General features: G+C 39.6%; 21 protein-coding genes. 6 read left to right on the plus strand and 15 right to left on the minus strand.

Annotation, left to right across the window (positions count from 1 at the left end; translation table 11 throughout):
• The first annotated feature begins 162 nt into the window (after positions 1-162).
• Both I6N95_RS25900 and I6N95_RS25905 read left to right on the plus strand, forming a co-directional pair.
• Positions 163-1,611, plus strand: a complete 1,449-nt coding sequence (locus I6N95_RS25900) for a glycoside hydrolase family 1 protein (RefSeq protein ID WP_209532933.1) — start codon at positions 163-165, stop codon at positions 1,609-1,611.
• A gap of 75 nt (positions 1,612-1,686) precedes the next feature.
• Entirely contained in the window at positions 1,687-3,018 is a 1,332-nt protein-coding gene (locus I6N95_RS25905; RefSeq protein WP_209532935.1) for a PTS sugar transporter subunit IIC, read from the plus strand.
• Positions 3,019-3,060: 42 nt separating this feature from the next.
• Here the strand turns inward: I6N95_RS25905 and I6N95_RS25910 are convergent, their stop codons facing one another.
• The 4 genes from I6N95_RS25910 to I6N95_RS25925 all read right to left on the minus strand — a co-directional run bounded on the left by I6N95_RS25910 (position 3,061) and on the right by I6N95_RS25925 (position 6,124).
• A complete protein-coding gene (locus I6N95_RS25910) occupies positions 3,061-3,810 on the minus strand; it encodes a MurR/RpiR family transcriptional regulator (protein ID WP_209532937.1) in 750 nt (249 codons plus the stop codon).
• A 514-nt stretch (positions 3,811-4,324) separates the two neighbouring features.
• Positions 4,325-4,486, minus strand: coding sequence for a hypothetical protein (locus I6N95_RS25915; protein WP_209532939.1), 162 nt, complete (start codon positions 4,484-4,486; stop codon positions 4,325-4,327).
• Between the two features lie 192 nt (positions 4,487-4,678).
• Complete coding sequence (locus I6N95_RS25920; protein WP_209532941.1) at positions 4,679-5,392, minus strand: ABC transporter permease; 714 nt, start codon at positions 5,390-5,392, stop codon at positions 4,679-4,681.
• Positions 5,393-6,124: an ABC transporter ATP-binding protein gene (locus I6N95_RS25925; RefSeq protein ID WP_209532942.1), complete on the minus strand. Its 732-nt coding sequence runs from the start codon at positions 6,122-6,124 to the stop codon at positions 5,393-5,395.
• A 125-nt stretch (positions 6,125-6,249) separates the two neighbouring features.
• On the opposite strand from I6N95_RS25925, the gene I6N95_RS25930 reads away from it, so the two are divergent.
• Entirely contained in the window at positions 6,250-6,996 is a 747-nt protein-coding gene (locus tag I6N95_RS25930; protein WP_209532943.1) for a MerR family transcriptional regulator, read from the plus strand.
• Between the two features lie 27 nt (positions 6,997-7,023).
• On the opposite strand, the gene I6N95_RS25935 is transcribed toward I6N95_RS25930, so the two are convergent.
• From I6N95_RS25935 to I6N95_RS25960, 6 genes are all read right to left on the minus strand, one after another.
• Positions 7,024-7,599 carry a DUF1349 domain-containing protein gene (locus I6N95_RS25935; protein ID WP_209532944.1) on the minus strand — a complete coding sequence of 192 codons (576 nt, stop codon included), beginning with the start codon at positions 7,597-7,599 and terminating at the stop codon, positions 7,024-7,026.
• Between the two features lie 231 nt (positions 7,600-7,830).
• Entirely contained in the window at positions 7,831-8,439 is a 609-nt protein-coding gene (locus I6N95_RS25940) for a hypothetical protein (protein WP_209532945.1), read from the minus strand.
• Between the two features lie 82 nt (positions 8,440-8,521).
• Entirely contained in the window at positions 8,522-8,848 is a 327-nt protein-coding gene (locus I6N95_RS25945; protein WP_209532946.1) for a winged helix-turn-helix transcriptional regulator, read from the minus strand.
• A gap of 224 nt (positions 8,849-9,072) precedes the next feature.
• The gene (gene tnpA, locus I6N95_RS25950) at positions 9,073-9,474 is read right to left on the minus strand and encodes an IS200/IS605 family transposase (protein ID WP_209532947.1); all 402 of its coding nucleotides are present in this window, start codon (positions 9,472-9,474) and stop codon (positions 9,073-9,075) included.
• Between the two features lie 95 nt (positions 9,475-9,569).
• On the minus strand, positions 9,570-9,827 hold the full coding sequence (locus I6N95_RS25955; protein WP_209532948.1) for a hypothetical protein: 258 nt from the start codon (positions 9,825-9,827) through the stop codon (positions 9,570-9,572).
• 76 nt (positions 9,828-9,903) lie between these two features.
• The gene (locus tag I6N95_RS25960; protein ID WP_209532949.1) at positions 9,904-10,104 is read right to left on the minus strand and encodes a hypothetical protein; all 201 of its coding nucleotides are present in this window, start codon (positions 10,102-10,104) and stop codon (positions 9,904-9,906) included.
• 352 nt (positions 10,105-10,456) lie between these two features.
• Between I6N95_RS25960 and I6N95_RS25965 the strand changes: the two genes are divergently transcribed.
• Both I6N95_RS25965 and I6N95_RS25970 read left to right on the plus strand, forming a co-directional pair.
• The gene (locus I6N95_RS25965; RefSeq protein WP_209532950.1) at positions 10,457-10,813 is read left to right on the plus strand and encodes a hypothetical protein; all 357 of its coding nucleotides are present in this window, start codon (positions 10,457-10,459) and stop codon (positions 10,811-10,813) included.
• Positions 10,814-10,983: 170 nt separating this feature from the next.
• The gene (locus tag I6N95_RS25970) at positions 10,984-11,232 is read left to right on the plus strand and encodes a hypothetical protein (RefSeq protein WP_209532951.1); all 249 of its coding nucleotides are present in this window, start codon (positions 10,984-10,986) and stop codon (positions 11,230-11,232) included.
• An 86-nt stretch (positions 11,233-11,318) separates the two neighbouring features.
• Here the strand turns inward: I6N95_RS25970 and I6N95_RS25975 are convergent, their stop codons facing one another.
• The 5 genes from I6N95_RS25975 to I6N95_RS25995 are packed head-to-tail and all read right to left on the minus strand — an operon-like array spanning position 11,319 to position 15,793.
• Positions 11,319-12,788: a glycoside hydrolase family 1 protein gene (locus I6N95_RS25975; protein WP_209532952.1), complete on the minus strand. Its 1,470-nt coding sequence runs from the start codon at positions 12,786-12,788 to the stop codon at positions 11,319-11,321.
• 41 nt (positions 12,789-12,829) lie between these two features.
• Entirely contained in the window at positions 12,830-13,900 is a 1,071-nt protein-coding gene (locus I6N95_RS25980) for a tyrosine-protein phosphatase (protein WP_209532953.1), read from the minus strand.
• Positions 13,890-15,158: a PTS sugar transporter subunit IIC gene (locus I6N95_RS25985; protein WP_209532955.1), complete on the minus strand. Its 1,269-nt coding sequence runs from the start codon at positions 15,156-15,158 to the stop codon at positions 13,890-13,892. The genes I6N95_RS25980 and I6N95_RS25985 overlap by 11 nt, the downstream gene beginning before the upstream one ends.
• A 13-nt stretch (positions 15,159-15,171) precedes the next feature.
• Positions 15,172-15,468, minus strand: coding sequence for a PTS sugar transporter subunit IIB (locus I6N95_RS25990; RefSeq protein WP_209532956.1), 297 nt, complete (start codon positions 15,466-15,468; stop codon positions 15,172-15,174).
• Between the two features lie 13 nt (positions 15,469-15,481).
• On the minus strand, positions 15,482-15,793 hold the full coding sequence (locus I6N95_RS25995; RefSeq protein WP_209532958.1) for a PTS sugar transporter subunit IIA: 312 nt from the start codon (positions 15,791-15,793) through the stop codon (positions 15,482-15,484).
• Between the two features lie 202 nt (positions 15,794-15,995).
• Here I6N95_RS25995 and I6N95_RS26000 point away from each other — a divergent pair, with 202 nt between their 5' ends.
• Positions 15,996-18,635, plus strand: coding sequence for a sigma-54-dependent transcriptional regulator (locus I6N95_RS26000; protein ID WP_209532961.1), 2,640 nt, complete (start codon positions 15,996-15,998; stop codon positions 18,633-18,635).
• Positions 18,636-18,781: the final 146 nt, after the last annotated feature.

Genomic DNA, 18,781 nt, shown 5'->3' on the forward strand with positions numbered 1-18,781 from the left:
TTTCATAAAAGATAGATGAACCTAAAGACTGGGAAGCCCTTACACCTAACAGGCTTTCAGGTTATCATAAAGATGAGGTCATTAGCAAAAGGAAATTCTAAACAACGCAAATTAACTTGGACTGTTTAGGGCTGGCCGACAAAACTAAAGGAGTGATAAACAATGTTTCATCCACAACTGGATTCATTTCCAACTGATTTTCTTTGGGGCTCTGCTTCTGCTGCTTATCAGGTAGAAGGGGCTTGGGATGCTGATGGTAAAGGGCCTTCGGTCTGGGATAATTTTGTTAAGATCCCAGGAACCACCTTCAAAAGCAGCAATGGTCAAGTAGCTGTTGACCATTACCACCGTTACCAGGAAGACGTAGCCCTGATGGCTGAACAGGGATTAAAGGCTTATCGCTTTTCCATTGCCTGGTCGCGGATTTTCCCGACTGGTAAAGGCGAGATAAACCAAGTTGGGCTGGAATTTTACAGTAATTTAATTGATGAGTTATTAAAACATGATATTGAACCCATCGTCACCATTTATCATTGGGATCTACCTCAGGCCTTACAGGATGAGTATCAAGGTTGGGAGTCTCGCCAAATTATTGAAGATTTCACCACTTACGCCAAATTGCTCTTTGATACTTATGGTGATCGAGTCAAGTACTGGGTCTCTTTGAATGAACAAAACGTCTTTATTATGCACGGCTATATGATGGGCACTCACCCACCGGCTGTCAGAGATCCAAAACGGATGTATGCAGCTAATCACATTGCCAATCTGGCCAATGCTTCGGTTATTAAAGCCTTTCGTGAAGGCGGCTATTCTGGGAAAATTGGTCCGAGCTTTGCCTTTGCCCCGGCTTATCCATTAGATTGTCGACCAGAAAATATTCTGGCCTATGAAAACATTAGCGATATGTCTGCTCATTTCTGGATGGACGTTTACGCCTTTGGTCGCTACCCACGGATTATGCTTAAAAATCTTGAGAAAATGGGCCTTCTACCTGAAATTACTGAGTCAGATCTGGCTTTGTTAAAAGAGGGTAAACCGGATTTTATGGGACTTAATTATTATCAGACCATGACAGTTGCCAATAATCCTTTAGATGGGGTTGGCATGTCTGGAGAAGCTAACTACACTGGCGAGAAAGGCTCCACACAAGAATCTGGTATGCCGGGTCTTTTCAAAATGGTGGAAAATCCCTACTTAGAACGGACTAACTGGGATTGGACAATCGATCATCAAGGACTACGAGTCGCCTTACGCCGAATTGCCAGTCGTTATGATCTACCAGTCTTAATCACTGAAAATGGCTTAGGAGAATTTGACACCTTGGAAACCGATGGCACCGTCCACGATCAAGGGCGAATCGACTATCTGCAGCACCACTGTTTGGCGATTCAGGAAGCGATTAGCGATGGCGTTGAGGTAATGGGCTATTGTACTTGGAGTTTCACTGATCTCTTAAGCTGGTTAAACGGCTATCAAAAACGCTATGGGTTTGTCTATGTGGACCGGGATGAAACCTCTGAAAAAGAGCTGACGCGCTACAAAAAAGATAGCTTCTATTGGTATCAAGAAGTGATCAACAGCAATGGTCAATCACTGACAAAGGATTAAGGATTACCAGTAAAGAGGGCTAGAGCGACAACTGCCCTCTTTGCTATAACAATGATAGAATTGAGGAGATAAACAATGGAGACATTGGAAAAGTTTTTAAATAAATTTCTTGGTCCTGTGGCCAATTGGATGAGTCAAAGTAAATTTTTTAGTGCCTTATCAGAAGCATTTATGCGGACAACCCCGGTAACATTAGGAGCCGCTGTATTAATGATCATCGGAAATTTTCCGATCCCTGCTTGGATGGCTTGGATTGAAAGCTCTGGCATGAAAGTCCATTTTGATTCAGTCATTGGCGGCACCATCAACGCCATCTCGCTGTTCGTAGTGTTTAATTTCGCTTACATTTATTCCCGTAATGAGAAACAAAATCCTTTATCTGCAGGACTTTTGGCTGTTGGGAGTTTTCTTATTTTAATGCCACAAAAAATTGAGGTACCAACATTAGAAACCGCTATCACGAATTTCCCAGGAAAAGCTGTTGTAACGGGGATCGAAAGTCAAGAGGCTTTTGGAACGTTCTTCACGGGTGGTACTGGTTTAATGGTTGCTATTTTTGTTGGCTGGTTAGTTGGCTTTTTATTTGTTTGGCTCAATCAGAAGAACTTGACGATCAAAATGCCTGATACCGTTCCGACGAATGTGGCTGAGTCTCTCAGTCCTGCCTTGATTTCTGGTGTTATTTTTACTCTCTTTTTCGTTATTCGGGTTGCTTTTAGTTTTACCCCTTTTAACAGTATTTTTTATTTTATATACGGGATTATTCAATTGCCTTTGCAAACTTTAACCAGTTCACCAATTGCTATTATTATTATCTTTACTGCTGCCAATATTTTGTGGTTCTTTGGAATTCACCCCAACATGGTCTACGGGGTTGTCATGCCGATGCTGCTAGCTAATGGAACGGCCAATATGAATGCCTTTAAAGATGGCCAACCTTTGCCATTTCTATTAATGGGGGTTATTGCTCAGGTTTGTGGTAATGGGTTTGGTGGTCAAGGTGGAACCTATGGTTTAGTGGTGGCCATGTTTACAGCCAAATCCGATCGCTATCGCTCATTGCGAAAACTGGCTGGCCCACCGATCATCTTCAATGTAAATGAGCCCTTGGTTTTCGGGATGCCGTTAATGCTGAACCCGATTTTCTTTATTCCGATGGCCATTGGTCCTTTAGTCATGGGCTCATCGGCTTGGCTCATGGTTAAACTTCTGAATTTTACAGAACTTAATCCCTTGATTAGCTTACCGTGGACAACGCCAGCTCCGATATTAATGGCACTCCAAGGGGGATGGAAATATGTGGTGATCTTCTTGGTCGCCTTTGCCCTTAACATTCTCCTATGGTTCCCATTCTTTAAAGTGGCTGATAAACAAGCCTTAATGGATGAACAAGCGGTTAAAGCTTAGACGCAACTAGAGCCCTCGTGATTGATGATCACAAGGGCTCTATTATTTTACTCGATTTTCATAGAGATACAGTTTTTTTACCAAGGTTTCAATAAAATAAACCACAGGCAATTGGGAGGATAAATCGGCGTTGTAATGAACCCGATCATAGGAAGAGTGATAATAAATATCCAAGTCGGTAATCTGCGACAAGGTATTAACTTCTTTATTGGTGATGCTGACAGTGTAGATGTGACTGTTAGCAATTAGCTTGGCAATATGAACAATTTCAACCGTTTCTCCAGAGACTGAAAAACAGAGACAGACTTCCCGCTGGTTAGGATTAACATCCTTCTTCGGTGCTAAATAGGGAAAATAAGTGGACGTAGAGGCAAAACTGCGATAGCCTAGCGTTGAAAATTGTCTGGCAGCGTATTCAGCCATGATGCCTGAAGCGCCTAAGCCAATACAGTGGATAAAATCAGCTTGCTTCAAACGTTCCACTAAAACGGCGACTTTTTGATCAAAATCGGCTGGAAAAACATCACCGGCTAATAAACTGCGGCGGCTAGCCTCTTCACCAAGAATCTGCTTGCGCTTGCTAAGCTCTTGTTTTAGTCTGGCACGTAGTTCGGGAAAACTATCAAAGCCAAGCTTTTGGCTCATGCGAATAATAGTAGCCGGGGATGAATGAGTGGCAGAAGCAATTTCACGCACTCGCATATAGGCCACCTGCTCTAAGTGGGCACTGATATACAGGGCAATTTCTTTTTCCAATTCTGTTAATGATTTTAACTTAATTTGGTCAAACATCATTTCCCCGCTTTCTTGGTTCTGACTGCCCCTTAGTCCACTAGTCATCCTTCAAGGCAATTCAATATGACTGGGTTGCTAATCGAAGGAGATCTTTAGTTGAAACAACCTATCAAGGGCCGTCTCCTCTTGTTTACAGCTACATTTTAGCATGACATCTCCCTTTTTTCAACGCTAGTTCAGCAAACTTTCTCCTCAAAAACAGCTATTTATCTGCTTTTTTTAATAAAAATAGTTACCTAACCGATAATTTGTTGATATAATTTAAATGAGGGGGAGGATACTAATGCCAAATTTTTATTTTTCCGGTCATTCAGACAAAAACGGGTGTCACACAGTCCACGTCGAGTCCTGTGTTTATTTTTTACTCAACTATTATTCGTTCAAAATAGGGTCTTTTTACAGTTTCGAAGATGCCATCACATCAGCTAAAATAGCTTTCCCTCGTTTTAACTTTTCTCAATGTAGATGGTGCTCGATTAATTATTTTTTCTAGTTAGGTATCTGGATGAGATTAGTCTTGCTTACTAAAAACCATAGCGAGACAGACGAGAGCGGTAAAGCCACTTAATAGTTCATAAATAAGCAATTTCTCCTGATACAAAAAAATAGCATATCCAACAAATACTAGGAACATTACCCCAAAAAACAATTTAACAAAGTTTAATTCTTTCACAACGATCCTCCTCTGTCATGGTGCTTACTAGGTTATCATACAACAAATCACAGAGAATTTGCACCAATAGTGATTCATTTAGACTGTTTTTTTATCCGCTTATCACCAGTGAACCACTCCCAGTTTTATCAAACTTACAAAAAAAACCTAACTTCAGAACTCACTGAAGTTAAGCTGAAATACTTTAAACGATCATTCCCAACAGAAAAATTTAATGGCGATGGCAATCCCAAGAATCGAGATACTGCTAAGAATCAGCAAGCTAGCATTAGCAATTTGTTGGTTTAGCACAACTGATTTAAGTAATTTGATTCCCTGAGTTAGTGGCATCAGACTGGCAAGTTTTTGCAAACTTGACGGTAAGATCTCAAAAGGAACTGAGGCCCCTGATAAGAAAAACATTGGGAAAAAAATCGCTGAATTGATTGCCCCAGTTGCTTTTTCACTTGGTGACAAACTGGCTACCACTAAGCCAATGGCGTGAATCGCGATCATAACTAGCAGATAACTGGGTATGAAGAGCAACCAAGAACCCATAAAGGTAAAGTTGAAAAAAATCCGCAAGGTAATTAATACCAAGATCATGGAACCAATGCTGATCGTAAAGCAGAAAAAGAGATGAGCTAGCAATAACTGAAGTGGACTAATAGGTGTTACCTGATATCGCTTCAATATTTTCCGTTCTCGGTAGGAAGACAACGCTAGTGGTAACCCCATGACTCCCGCCGAGCAGATACCGATTGTCGAAACTGCTGCGAAATTGGTGTTCATCATGACCTGACTGTTATCCAGGAAACTCATTAATAGAATAATCCCCACAGGTAGAAAAATACCAAAGATAATCGATGACATTTCACGAATCGACAACTTTGCCTCTGATTGGTATAATAACCAAAATGTTTTCATTTAAAATTCCTCCCCCATTAAATATAAGAATGCTTCATCCATATTTTTTTGACCGCTTGCTTCAATCACTTCCTGAACAGTTCCTCTGGCTATGGTTTTTCCTTCTTTTAAGATAAGGATCTGATCACATAAGTTTTCCACTTCATCCATAAAGTGAGACGTCAAAAAAATAGTTACCCCTTGTTCCTTCAACAGATGAAGATATCGCCAAACCTCTCTTCGTGCCTTTGGATCTAATCCCGTTGTTAATTCGTCTAAAAAAATCACCTCCGGATTTCCCATGACTGCTAATAGGATGCATAATTTTTGTTTTTCTCCGCCAGATAAGGTGGAAACAAAGGCCTGCTTTTTATCTGCTAAACCGAATGTTTCCAAGGCTTTCTGCCAGTCACGAGGTCGCTCGTATAAAGAGTGAGTGATTTGACAAATCTCTTTGACCTTCAATTGACTTTGAAAGGCAGTTTCTTGAAACTGAACACCTACTTTCTGAAACAATTTCTTTCTCACTTTAATCGGATCTTCCCCTAAAATTGAAACATGTCCCGATTGATAAGCTTGGGTTCCTAATAAACAATCGATGGTTGTTGATTTTCCGGCTCCATTATGCCCAAGTAAACCAAATATGGTGCCTTTCGGGACAGTAAAACTAAGATGGTCGACCGCCATTACCTTATCAAAGGATTTTACTAACTCTTGAACACTAATGGCGATGGGGTGATTAGTTGTTGTCATTGATATTTCCTCCTTTTTCACTGATGAACCATTAGAATACGCTAAAAAAATCAGGTGGTGGTATACTGGAGGGTTTAAATATATGTTATACTGGCAGCATTCTTGAAGAGAGGATGTTGCTGAACTTGCAGACTGAGTATTCGACGGCCGAAATTGCCAATCATTTTGATTTACACCCCAATACCATTCGTTTCTATGAAAAGATGGGTTTAATGCCACCGATCAGTAGAAAATCAAATGGGTATCGTCTGTATACTGATCACCATCTACTTCATGTCAGGTTAATTAGAACTGGCTTTCAATCTGAAATTTTAGCTAGCAATTTAAGACATCAAATCGTTGACATCATTAAGGCTACGGCGAATGGTGATTACCTAAAAGCTCGAAGACTTACCTATCGTTATCTTGATAATCTTCATTTCGAAGAAGACAATGCTCGGGAATCTATTTTAATTACCAAGGAATTATTAGCGCGGATTGATACAGGTGAGTCGGAGGTGTTATTTGTCAATCGCCAGTCGGCAGCTGATCACTTAAAAATCACTAAAAATGTCTTGCGAGAGTGGGAACGAAGTGGTTTACTGACTGTTCAAACTAATTCTCAAGGTCACCATCTCTATCGAGAAACTGATATACAACGAGCTAAAATCATTCGTACTTTGCGCAGCGCTCACTACTCCATGATAGCGATCTTGCGAATGTTAAACGCAGTAGATAATGATCGGCAAGTGGATATTTTAAAGGTGATTGATACACCAGAGGATGATATTATCTACGTCACAGATCGCTTCATTACAACTCTCAAAGGAGCCAAGGAAGATGCTACCAAGCTGCTGGAATTGTTAACAGAATTAGAAGAGCACCACCAATGACAGACATTGGTGATGCTCTTTTAGTTCTTAGACCTCTCCCAACCGAACATTTTGGGCAGTTAGCTCTCTCAAGCTGATCTCTTCAAATAAAATACTGGTCCCCTTACCTAATGGAGATTGAGCGACAAGCCCTACTTTAAGCGTCGGACCACAGGCCAGCTTAAAATAGCGATTCATCAAATAATCCTGACCATTGTGGGAATAATGAAAACCAAATAAATCGCCTTTACGAATCATCTGTAAATGAATCGTGCCTCCAAGGATATCGACACCATTGGCATCATCTGACGTTCCATTAGTCACAACGGAAACGACGGATTGAGTTCCAATATCCGTATTTTCAAAACACAATTTGCCCCAGTGGGTGTCATCTTTCATAAAAAATAAACACCCTGCGTCGTAAATACCTTGAAATTCAGGGGTGACCTTGGCTTGTAAAACAAAATCGCCAGTAATTTCTTTAAAATAAAAGGCCGCAGAATTCGTCACCTGACTAGTTTCTGGGTTAACGAAAAAATCCGTCTGAGGTAACGCTCTCATTTTTAATGATGTTTCTGTCAGCATTTCTAGCTCTGACTCATTTTGCCAGTTAAATTCATTCATCTCTTTTCCTCCCACTTATTTCAATAGTTAGTTTAATTTTAGCATAAACCAGACTGGTATAGTGACGAAATTGCGTCTAGCAACAGATTATTGATTGATAGGCCTAGTTTTAGTCATGTCATAGTATGTGCAGCCCTTTTTCAACTAATTCATAAAAAAAAACGAGCAAACCAATGTTACTCGTTTTGATACAACTAGTTAGATCACTTACAAATACCAAAACCATTTTTCTTAATCGTATGACGTAATCTTCAACTCTTTAAAGAAACCTTGTGTCCCAACATCCACAAAAAGCCCAATCGCCCCTCTTGTTTCAGCCCCTAGTAGCAAATTATCAACGCTAAGCGTGGGAGTGTCTTCATTATTGACATAGAAAGTAGCTTTTTGATCTTCAATAACAGCTTTGATTGTAATCCATTCCCCAAGGCCGATATCTGCTGGGGACTCAAAATCAGTAATCCCTCGATCTCTAAAATATTCGAACGTATAATTAGGATAAGAAAAATACTGTGTTCCTCTGTTTTTTCTAACCGCATCCTCTACTCGTCCATTAGTTGGCCTGATGTAGAAAGATTCAAACGAAGAATCATCTTCACTGATTCGAAACGCTATGCCGATAAACCCTTTCGCAAAGTCAGGTGCATTTGGTAACAGCTCACTCAACACTTTTACTTCAATCACTCCATTGTGAAAGGAAGTATTTTTCGCCTTAGCGTAGGTATTTTCATCAAATTCCATCATTTTATCACTTTTTATTACTTGTAAAACAGGTTCACACTCTAATTCCACTAGTTTAGACATTGTATGAACGGAAGTAAACTCAAATAGCTCGATACTCATTATGATCTTCTCCTCACTAAATAGGTACTATCCTAATACTAGGTGATACCAGGCAATTTGTGAAGTAGGCACAAAATTGTGCCTATGTTAATTGAGACTTATAATAGCTTCCCCATTGCCTCATAGCTTCAATAACTGGTAGAAATGATTCTCCAAGATGGGTTAACCGATACTCTACGTGAGGAGGTACTTTTTTTAAATCTAGCTTAGTCACAAGTCCATCCTCTATCATTGAATTCAAACTTTCAGTTAAAACCTTTTGAGATATTCCGATTAAAGAACGTTTGAGTTCGGAAGTTCTTTTAGGCCCTGAAATAAGTTCTCTAATGATTAGCACCTTCCACTTACTTCCAACTAATTGAACTTTAGTTGCCACATCACATAAAGGCATCTCTTCTTTTTTGATCATTAGAACTCCTTCTGTTTTCAGTTTTACTCTTTTCACCATGATTTGATAGATAGCCCCTATTAATTAATCACTACGCAAAGCTTCGATCTCAACAAATTCGAAGTAAAGGTGATCAATCGTTAAGCTTCCAGCTAAAAAAAAGCTGAAAGCACCACTCTTAGCGGATGATTATGCGCATTATCCAATGGAACTATATGTTTGATTATTTAACAGGATGTATATAGTTATTTCTTTTTTTGATGTTGTATGTAGTTTCTAATTTGCTCGTCTGTATTTTCACTAGCTGTCGCGACAAAGTAGCTAGAATTCCAAAGATGACCACCCGACAAACGCTTTTTAAGTTCGGGATACTCTTTCAACAAGAGCCGTGCAGACACGCCTTTAAATGCTTTCATTATATTAGGAATATAATGTTGAGGTTTGCATTCAATAAGTAAGTGAATATGGTCTTTATCTGACTCCATTTCAATGATTTGAATATCATTATCTAATGCAATCTGGTTTAATAATTTTTTAACATATGTATCAATGTCTCCGTGCAAAATATGATGTCTATATTTCACACACCAAACTAAATGATACTGTATAGAATAGACATACCCACGACCATGATGTACTTCTGACATGAAAAAACCTCCTTGGAAATAGTTTAACATATGTCATCGTTAAATTCCAAAAATATTTTAATAGATATGATATCGGCTGTTCAACATAGCTAAAGCTATGCCACAACCGAAGCCGATTCATCTACACGACTAAAGTCGCGAGTGTTCTCGGCTATTGCATAAAACAAATCGTTAAAAGTTACTTCATACGACAACGAAACATCGATAAAAGAGCGTTTCGTTAATCCCGCAGCACTTAGGTCCGAGATTTCATACAACTTTTCCTGATACTCTTTACCCTCGAATTTATCTTTATAAGAGTAGACCCCGAGTACTTCAAACGTCAAAAACCACAACAGGCCGTTCTTTTCCACCTGTACCATCATGATAACCAACGTAACATAGATAGAGCCTCTTGCGGAGCCTCTTGCGGAGCATCTTCTGGTAATCTCAACATGCCATTTTCATCAGAAGTAACTTAATGGGTTTGTCTCCTCTGTTCTTCTTTTTAGGAATCGAAACTGTTCTTTGCTCTCGAATAGTCGTTTTAATAAACCATTCAATTGCTAAATCAGTCGTTGTTCCTAGTTTCTCAAAAAAAGCATCCGCTTGCTCTAATTCTTCTTCTGGTAAATCAATAGAACGTTTCATACTATCAACCCCTTTTCTAACTTTTTTCCCCCACCACTGCTAGTGAGAGATAATTGGTAACGTTGTTATATCTTTAGCAAATATTATAGCATCGAAACGTTGTTTCATCGAGAAAGCTAGATTTTTCTACCTTTGTTTTTAAATTGAAATAACATAGTGACGAAATTGCGCCATCTAGAAATAGTTTATTGAATGATATCTGATTAATAGGTCCAAGTTTTAGTTAAAATACATTCTTAATTGTTGATTACCCACTTGACAAAAAGAACATCCGTTCGTACAATTAAACTAATATCATACAAATAAACATGGCTATCATGACATCAACTAATGACCAAAAAGGAGGCTACCATTGGCCAGAACGTTTAGCAGAAAAAAATTAACCAATACCAAACTTTTGAAAGAGTATGCTAGCTGGATTTATTGCGAGAATTGTAACGAAACCATCGGCTACCTTTGTTATACCTCATATGAAAAAGTTGAGTTTGATTATGAGTGTTCCTGTGGCAATAAAGGCGATCTACTAATTGATTTCAGTACGATCAATCAGCCTAAGCATTCAAAAAACAGTTTAAAAATGAAAGGCAATCGGTTGTGTTGCCCATTAGATGATTCACCGCTAATCACTATTTTAGATAAAAAAATAGCTAGTTTTAGTTATCAAATCGTATGTAATAATTGTGAGCACCTCTATAGCCATAATAGTTGATGATTGACGTAGACTTGCGGTATATAAACTTGAGACTATTGCCACAGTTAGTAATGATTATATAACACATCGATCATTTTTTAAAGCATCAAAATATGAGTTAAATCAACAAACTAAGAGACAAGTCCAGCATTATGGGGACTTGATCATCACAAAAAGGAGCTAGTCGGATGGAGTTGGAGGATTCTGATATTATTGAAAAAACTTTGGCGTTAATCATCAGTATTGTGGTTCAAGTAAAGGGCAGGCGCGTCATTTTAGGGAATCTAATCGAGAAAGATCAAACTCGTCACTACAAAACAAATCAAGAGGCCGAGGAAGCAGCAGAAAGGTATCGCATTAAAGCCAGAAATTATTACGAACCTCGAATAAGAGCCAATATTGATGAATTCAAAGAATTTATTCGGCAACAGGGTTAGACTTTGGATTTTCTGGTGACGTACAAGAGCTTGGCAAGCGAAAAAGAGGTTAGCATTGCCACTAACCTCTTCACTAAATTCAACTATTATAACTGAGTTCCATTACTTTTAATCACTTGCTGATACCAGTGAAACGAATCCTTGCGATAGCGAGTTAGCGTCCCTTGCCCACTATCATCTTGATCCACGTAAATAAAACCATACCGCTTACTCATCTGTGATGTTCCACAACTAATTAAATCAATACATCCCCACGAGGTGTACCCCATTAACTCCACCCCATCTTTAATGGCTTCTCTCATTTGACTAATATGCTCTCTCATATAATCAATCCGATAATCATCGTGAACCTGATTGTCAGAAGTTAATTGATCTTTCGCCCCCAAACCATTTTCACAGACAAACAATGGGAGCCCATATCGATCATATAACTTAATCAGCGAAATTCGCAAACCGATTGGGTCGATGGGCCAATCCCATTGAGTTAATGCCAAGTGTTCATTTTTTATGGGGCTATCAAAGGATCCCGCTAATTTCGACGCATCTTCTCTGGCTTCTGTCACATGTGACATGTAATAACTAATGGCCACATAATCAACTTTTCCTGCCATCAAAATGCCAGCATCTTCTGGAAAAATTGCCAGTTCTATTTGATTATCGGCAAAATATCGAGTCATATATGACGGATACTCCCCTCTTGCTTGTACGTCAGGATAAAACATATTCAATTGGTTGGATTTCAAACTTTGTAACTGATCCTCCGGTTTAGTAGTTTTAGCATAGGATTCAATTTGATTAATCATACAGCCAATTTTAACCTCGGGAATAATTTCTTTAGCAGCCTTAACGGCTAAAGCACTTGCCAGGAACTGATGATGAGACGCTTGATACGTGGCTTCCAGCATTTTCCCTGGTGGTAGCAGATCTGTTAAGACCCCTGCCCCTGTGTAGAGACTATTCAAATTCATGTTCATCTCATTAAAGGTGATCCAGTATTTGACCTTGTCCTGATAGCGCGTCAAAATCGTGCGAGCATATTTTTCAAACAGCTTAACTAACTCGCGACTCAGCCAACCATTGTATTTTTCTGTCAAGGTAATCGGCATTTCGTAATGAGACATCGTAACCAATGGCTCAATTCCATATTTTGCACATTCATCAAAAACCTTGTCGTAAAAGGCGAGTCCTTCTTCATTCGGTTGATTTTCTAAACCAGTCGGATAGATTCGTGCCCATGAGATGGATAAGCGAAAGGTTTTAAATCCCATTTCCGCTAAAAGGGCGATATCTTCCGGATAGCGGTGATAGAAATCAATCCCCCAACGTTTCGGAAATTGGTAAGCTCCCTCATTTGATTGATACTCAGCCAATTCCTTAGAGCTGACATTAAAAGTAAAGTTGTCCACTTTCCCTGATGTATAGGGATCTTTATAGGCAGCAAAATCCGATGTGGACAGCCCTTTGCCGCCTTCCTGATAAGCCCCTTCTATTTGGTTGGCAGCCGTTGCGCCACCCCATAAAAAAGTTTCGGGAAATCCTGTTGGAACTTTTTTCATATGATATTCCTCCTCAATTAGCTTCCATTTTCTAAAATCGTCTATGGGTTATCTCTTCCATATAATAACCAATTCTTTAAGTCTTCACTATCTGTCTTAGAAAACGCCAAATTCACTTGGGCATATGTTTCGATTGACTGGTTTCTTTCTGCCAGCACATCAAATGCCCCATCTAAATAATCGATCGTGGTCAACTGCAAACTTCTTAAATAATCTAAGACTAAGGGATTGTCTGTATAGCTACGATAGACTGACATCCGTTGGTGATTCCGTTCCTGATTAAATTCATTCGTTAATAAGTAATCAGCGTAAATGGTTGGTTTGTCAACACCAAGCAAACCTAATACAAGAGCTGCCGCCCAACCCGTTCGGTCCTTGCCACCTTGACAATGAAACAAAACTGGCCCCTCATTTCGTGCAATCAACAACTGATGTAAAAATTGACTGTATGCGTGTTGAGCTTCTGTTGATTCGACTAAACGTCGCATCTGTTGCACCATGCTATGTTGCTTTTGCAGGAGTTCATTTTGTCCTTTGGTTGTTTGCGCCAGTTTTTCCAAGCTTTCAATTTTTTCCTGATCATTGAGCCCCAATTGCATTTCTCCTGCCTCTTTTGCCGTTGTCCCTTTAGGATCGAATTGCCATTCCTTCACTGACGACCACAATTGATTGGGGCGTTTTTCTCGTTCGCCAGTTGTTCTAAAATCAATCACTGTGCCTAACTTCATGTTTTGCAAGTACATTTGGTCAGAAAGTGTCAGATGATCCAAGGCATCCGAACGATACAGCGCTCCCCAGCGCACTAACTCACCATTGGCTGTGGCGTACCCACCTAAATCACGGCAATTATATAAGCCATCGATCATGACACGCCTAGTTGCCCCAATAAATACCAGCTTGTCTTGCCTGACAACAACGTATAAGCGACCAGTTAGCGCCGTTTTTAATTGAATCACGCCCTGCTTCGCTTTCCCTCTCACCGCCAGACAAGCCTTTGCTAATGTTGGCGAGTCGTAAATGCTGATTTGACTTTCACCTGCCAGTTTAGGGTGGCTTAGACAAACATCAGCTCCCTGGATAGACACTTCCAGCGATAAGAAGTTAGTGACCATCGGCAGTTACCTCAACAGTCTCTTGTTCCAACAGGAGATTTTCTTTATCCATTTTTTTCATAAAGGGCCAGTAAAGGGCGACCACGGCAACAAATTGAATCAATTGAACCACTAATCCTCGCCAACCGCTAGCAATAAATCCTGAAATAAAGGCCGGAAACATCTTCGGCACGTTAATACTAACCACAGGTAAAAAACCAATAATTGTGGCCACATAAGCAATTGCAACTGAGACAGCAGCGCTTAAGGTCAAAGGAATAAATATTGGTATATTCATAATCATGGGAATCCCAAATTTCATCGGTTCAGTGATCCCAAAAATTCCGGGAATAAAGGAAATTTTGCCGATTGTTTTAAATTTTTCGCTTTTAGAGGCCCAAACTAAAATACAAGCTAAAGCAATGGCTCGCGGCCCCTTATAGGTATCTAAGAAAAAGGAATTAATGATGTTAGTAGCCACTTCCCCATTGGCTACGGCTTCCATATTGGCATAGGCCTGGGTCGTAAACAATACAGCAATAATCGACGATACGACCATGCCACCATGAATGCCAAAAAACCACAGTAACTCAGAAATAAACATAATCAATAACACTGACCAAATAGAACTTCCCATGGCTTCCAAAGGTGTTTGTAAATTAGTATAAATAAAATCATGAATATTCCCATAAGCGGTTGTTGAAAAAATTACACTAATGGCTAATCCTACAAAAAAGATGATTGCTGCTGGTATAATCGCTTCAAATTGAGCAGCAATTTTAGTTGGAATGGCTTCTGGCATTCTTAATGTAATTCGTTTCTCCACCATCTTTAAAAAGGTCCACGTAACAACTAATGCGACAATCATGCCGACAAACATCCCTTTGGATCCTAGATAGGTTAAATCAAAAGCCATCACCGTCTTGTCTTCGGCTATCTCGAAACTCGAAACTGGCGTCAGCACGAAAAAGCAGGCCATGGATAGAATGATTGACGGAATGATTTCCCCTTTCCGTTCTCTGGCTAAGGCGTAAGACAAGGCAATAACGACGTAAACACTAATTAAATTACTGGCAATCATCGTCCCTAAGCTAGATGCTTTAGCAAGTGTTTCTGGCAAATTGGGAATCAGGCCAATCAATGTTGACATACTGCCAACTACCGTGATCGGTAAAATCATCAGCATCCCATTGGCAATACTTTGAACAAAGACATTGCTCGAAAATTTGTTAATAAATTTATTCAATTTACTCACATTAAACTTTTTCTCCTCAGTCATTTCGTTTCTCCTCTCAATTCTGTTCCAACAAGGCATCCCTTAGTACTTTAGCCCCGTTCATCATGCCGTAATCTTCCATATTAATCGTTTTAACTGGAACTTCTGGAAATTTTTGCTTAACTTCTGATTCTTGATAGCCCACTTGGGGACCGAGTAAAATAATGGCCGCTCCGTCAATGTTGTCCCCTAAATCTGATAAGCCACACGCTAAGATCTGGACTTCTAACCCTTCCTTTTGAGCTGCCTCCTCCATTTTTTTAACTAACATCCCCGTTGACATACCGCCTGCACATGCTAAGACAATTTTCACGTTGTTTCCCCCCTTATTTATAAATAGCCTGATATAATAACCTAAATTCTTTGGCAAAATCAAAAGACGTGGTGGCCGCCATCAAATGATCCTCTGCGTGAACTAACAATAAAGGCACCACTTGCTGTGTTTCCTCACTAGCGAAAAAAGCCAGTAACTCCGAATGAGCCTTATGTGCTTCTTTCATCGATTCACTACAGCGCTGAAGCTGTTCATCTGATTCAACTATTTTGTTTCCTCGAGCCAATTCAATACTTGTCATTGCTAGAGACTTTGCCTGTCCAGCATGGACAATAATTCTCATAATTGTCTGTTCTAATTCCATCTGCTCCCTCCTATTCTTAACCTTATCTAAGCAAGTTCTGTGCCAAACAACTTAATGTCTTGATATATCAGTCATTCAACGAAAGAAAAAAGAAATTAAAACACTAAGCAGGCAAATAAAACACTTATTAAAACACTATGGAGAAACCGTTCTCTTTTTGATATACTAAAACAAACACCTACCGTAAGGAGTGACCATTGGGATGAAAAGAATCGACATAATCCTCAAGGAAATGCGGCATTATAGCAAACAAAGGCCCGTTGACACCCAGACACTTGCGTCAAAATTAGGCTTTAGTCGGGCAAATGTCAGCCATGATTTAAACGAATTAGTGAAACAAAACGTGATTCATAAAACAAGTAACCGCCCTGTTTTATTTTACCCTGTCAAAACTAGCCATAAGATGACCCAGCTTGAACAATTTAAACTGACCAACCCTAGTCTAAATGATTGCATTGACAAAGCCATCGCCGCTGTCCTCTATCCACCAAAACGTATGCCTATTTTGTTAACAGGTGAAACAGGCGTAGGTAAAAGCATGTTTTCCCAGTTGATTTACGACTTTTCCGTCGAGCAAGGCATCATTGCTAGTGAAGCTAACTTGACTGTCTTTAACTGTGCGGACTACGCTGAAAATCCGCAACTGATTCTCAGTCATATCTTCGGCGTTACCAAAGGGGCTTACACTAATGCCCTATCAGATAAGCCAGGCTTAATTGAATCAACCAACCACGGGATCCTATTTTTAGATGAAATTCACCGGCTCCCCCCTGAAGGCCAGGAAATGCTGTTCACCTTTATGGATAACGGCACCTTTAGGCGCTTAGGTGAGTCAGCAAAAGAACGACAGGCCGATGTGCAAATTATTTGCGCCACAACTGAAAAGATTGATTCTCATCTTCTTGATACGTTTTTACGACGCATCCCCATGAAAATCCAGCTACCTAATTTGAAAGAACGAGGGTTTAAAGAAAAACTAACGCTGATTTACTTTTTTCTAAATCAAGAAGCTGAGAAACTCAAGGAACCCCTTCATATTACCAACAATTCCATTCGAGCTTTATTAGGTTATCCTTGTCAGCACAATATTGGGCAGCTAAAAAGCGATATTCAATTGTTAGCAGCTCGCGCCTATGCGACTAAAACCGTTAGCCATAAGGATCAATTGGCTATTACTAGCTATGATTTACCTACTTATATCAAAAATGGGTTGTATGATAGCGAAGATAAGCAACAGATCTGGGAATTTATGCCAGGAACCAATACGCGTTTTATCACATTTACACCAGGGATTCCCAACAATTATGACGTCGTCTTTCAAGAACAATCGATCTATGAGGTGGTGCAACAAAAACTAAGTGATATTGAGAAATTAGGAATAGACTCAGAAACAGCTAATCATGTCATCTATTCAACCGTTGATCATTATGTTGCACAAATAAAAAGCCAATCACAGCAACTTAAAGGGCCGCCTGTCAGAGAGGAAATGCTCCAAACTACCCTTAAAGTTATCGAGCTTGCCTCGCAAATGCTTAATTATCACTACCCAGAGACCCTATACTCAATTCTTGGCCAACACCTTTATACCACTGTTAATAAAATTAAAAGTGGTGACAAACTATTAAACCCAGCTCTTTCGACTATTAAACAAGAGCATAAACAAGTTTATAAAGTGGCCTTAAGTATCAAACCACTTATTGAAAACAGTTTCCAGGTAATTCTTCCCGAAGAAGAAGTTGGCTTCCTGACATTGTTTTTATTACCTGAACAAAAGAGTCCCCTAACGAGTCATCCTGTTCAAATTCTGATTGTCACCCATGGAAATTCTACAGCCAGTAGCATGGCAAGTTTTGTTAACGACCTATTGGGCTATCAAAATGTCATTGGCTTTGATATGCCTTTATCAGTTAACGCAAGCGATGTCCTAGAGAACATCAAAGACTATTTAACCAAAGAACAAAATCAAGGAGATTGGTTGCTAATGGTTGATATGGGCTCTCTGACAAACTTTTCCCAAGAGTTGATGACCATCCTTCAAGGAAACATGGAAATTTTTAGTCTCGTAAGTACGTTACATGTCCTTGAGGCCAGTCAGAAAGCCTCTTTAGGCTACTCCTTAACTGAAATAATCTATTCACTTAGGAACATCACTCAACCAGCAGTTAACTCAGATCAACCGCTGCCGGCCATTGCTGAAACTGTAACGAAGCTCTACATCATCGCTTATTGCACAACTGGTGAAGGCAGTGCCAAACTAATCAAGGAGTTGTTAAAAGACAAACTTAATTTGTATAACGGTCAATGTGAGATTATTTTTCTGCAACTGACCGATCAACTTGAATTGATGACTAATATTCAGCAGATTCAAGAAAAAGGGAAAATTATTTTTTGTGCAGGCGCCTTTACGATTCCTGAACTAGACATTCCCTATCTCTCTCTCAATCAGCTGTTAAATGATCACTCCCTTACACAGATTCAACAAGTTATTGATTACGAATATAGTTTGCAAAATTTAATTACTTACTATGGCCCAATGATCGAACATCTACCAGGCGGTGACTTAATTTCGACTCTTGATACTTGGTTAAAAACACTGAGAACCGATATCGATATTGATATTTCACCAGAAATTCAAATTGGCTTGATCAGTCATCTAGCCTCCACAATCGATCATCACGCTCAACAAAAAGACCAACGCCCTTCTGATAAAGAGCGATTTGACGCTATTGATTTTCGACTAGCCGATCATATTAGGATGATTGAACAGATTTACCACATGACATTTAGCGAAAAAGATGTTCGTAACATCACGAAGTACTTATATAAACAATCATTTTTATAGAATGAATGATGCCCTAGTTAACGAATCAAAACCTCCAGTGAGAACTGGAGGTTTGCTCTTCGGCTGGAAGCCTCTTTTACCGGCCACGGCCTAAAAGGCCTCCTGAGCGGGTCTCCCTCACGCACCACTTTTTCTCACTGATTCTA

Origin of the sequence: Vagococcus allomyrinae (assembly GCF_017829975.1) — a bacterium.
Classification (GTDB): Bacteria; Bacillota; Bacilli; order Lactobacillales; family Vagococcaceae; genus Vagococcus_D; species Vagococcus_D allomyrinae.

What these genes read in the sequence shown, in the direction of transcription:
- I6N95_RS25900 (WP_209532933.1), top strand. Translation starts at nt 163, where the DNA reads ATGTTTCATCCACAACTGGATTCATTTCCAACTGATTTTCTTTGGGGC.
- I6N95_RS25905 (WP_209532935.1), top strand. Translation starts at nt 1,687, where the DNA reads ATGGAGACATTGGAAAAGTTTTTAAATAAATTTCTTGGTCCTGTGGCC.
- I6N95_RS25910 (WP_209532937.1), bottom strand. Translation starts at nt 3,810, where the DNA reads ATGTTTGACCAAATTAAGTTAAAATCATTAACAGAATTGGAAAAAGAA.
- I6N95_RS25920 (WP_209532941.1), bottom strand. Translation starts at nt 5,392, where the DNA reads ATGAAAACATTTTGGTTATTATACCAATCAGAGGCAAAGTTGTCGATT.
- I6N95_RS25925 (WP_209532942.1), bottom strand. Translation starts at nt 6,124, where the DNA reads ATGACAACAACTAATCACCCCATCGCCATTAGTGTTCAAGAGTTAGTA.
- I6N95_RS25935 (WP_209532944.1), bottom strand. Translation starts at nt 7,599, where the DNA reads ATGAATGAATTTAACTGGCAAAATGAGTCAGAGCTAGAAATGCTGACA.
- I6N95_RS25940 (WP_209532945.1), bottom strand. Translation starts at nt 8,439, where the DNA reads ATGAGTATCGAGCTATTTGAGTTTACTTCCGTTCATACAATGTCTAAA.
- I6N95_RS25945 (WP_209532946.1), bottom strand. Translation starts at nt 8,848, where the DNA reads ATGATCAAAAAAGAAGAGATGCCTTTATGTGATGTGGCAACTAAAGTT.
- tnpA (WP_209532947.1), bottom strand. Translation starts at nt 9,474, where the DNA reads ATGTCAGAAGTACATCATGGTCGTGGGTATGTCTATTCTATACAGTAT.
- I6N95_RS25960 (WP_209532949.1), bottom strand. Translation starts at nt 10,104, where the DNA reads ATGAAACGTTCTATTGATTTACCAGAAGAAGAATTAGAGCAAGCGGAT.
- I6N95_RS25970 (WP_209532951.1), top strand. Translation starts at nt 10,984, where the DNA reads ATGGAGTTGGAGGATTCTGATATTATTGAAAAAACTTTGGCGTTAATC.
- I6N95_RS25975 (WP_209532952.1), bottom strand. Translation starts at nt 12,788, where the DNA reads ATGAAAAAAGTTCCAACAGGATTTCCCGAAACTTTTTTATGGGGTGGC.
- I6N95_RS25980 (WP_209532953.1), bottom strand. Translation starts at nt 13,900, where the DNA reads ATGGTCACTAACTTCTTATCGCTGGAAGTGTCTATCCAGGGAGCTGAT.
- I6N95_RS25985 (WP_209532955.1), bottom strand. Translation starts at nt 15,158, where the DNA reads ATGACTGAGGAGAAAAAGTTTAATGTGAGTAAATTGAATAAATTTATT.
- I6N95_RS25995 (WP_209532958.1), bottom strand. Translation starts at nt 15,793, where the DNA reads ATGGAATTAGAACAGACAATTATGAGAATTATTGTCCATGCTGGACAG.
- I6N95_RS26000 (WP_209532961.1), top strand. Translation starts at nt 15,996, where the DNA reads ATGAAAAGAATCGACATAATCCTCAAGGAAATGCGGCATTATAGCAAA.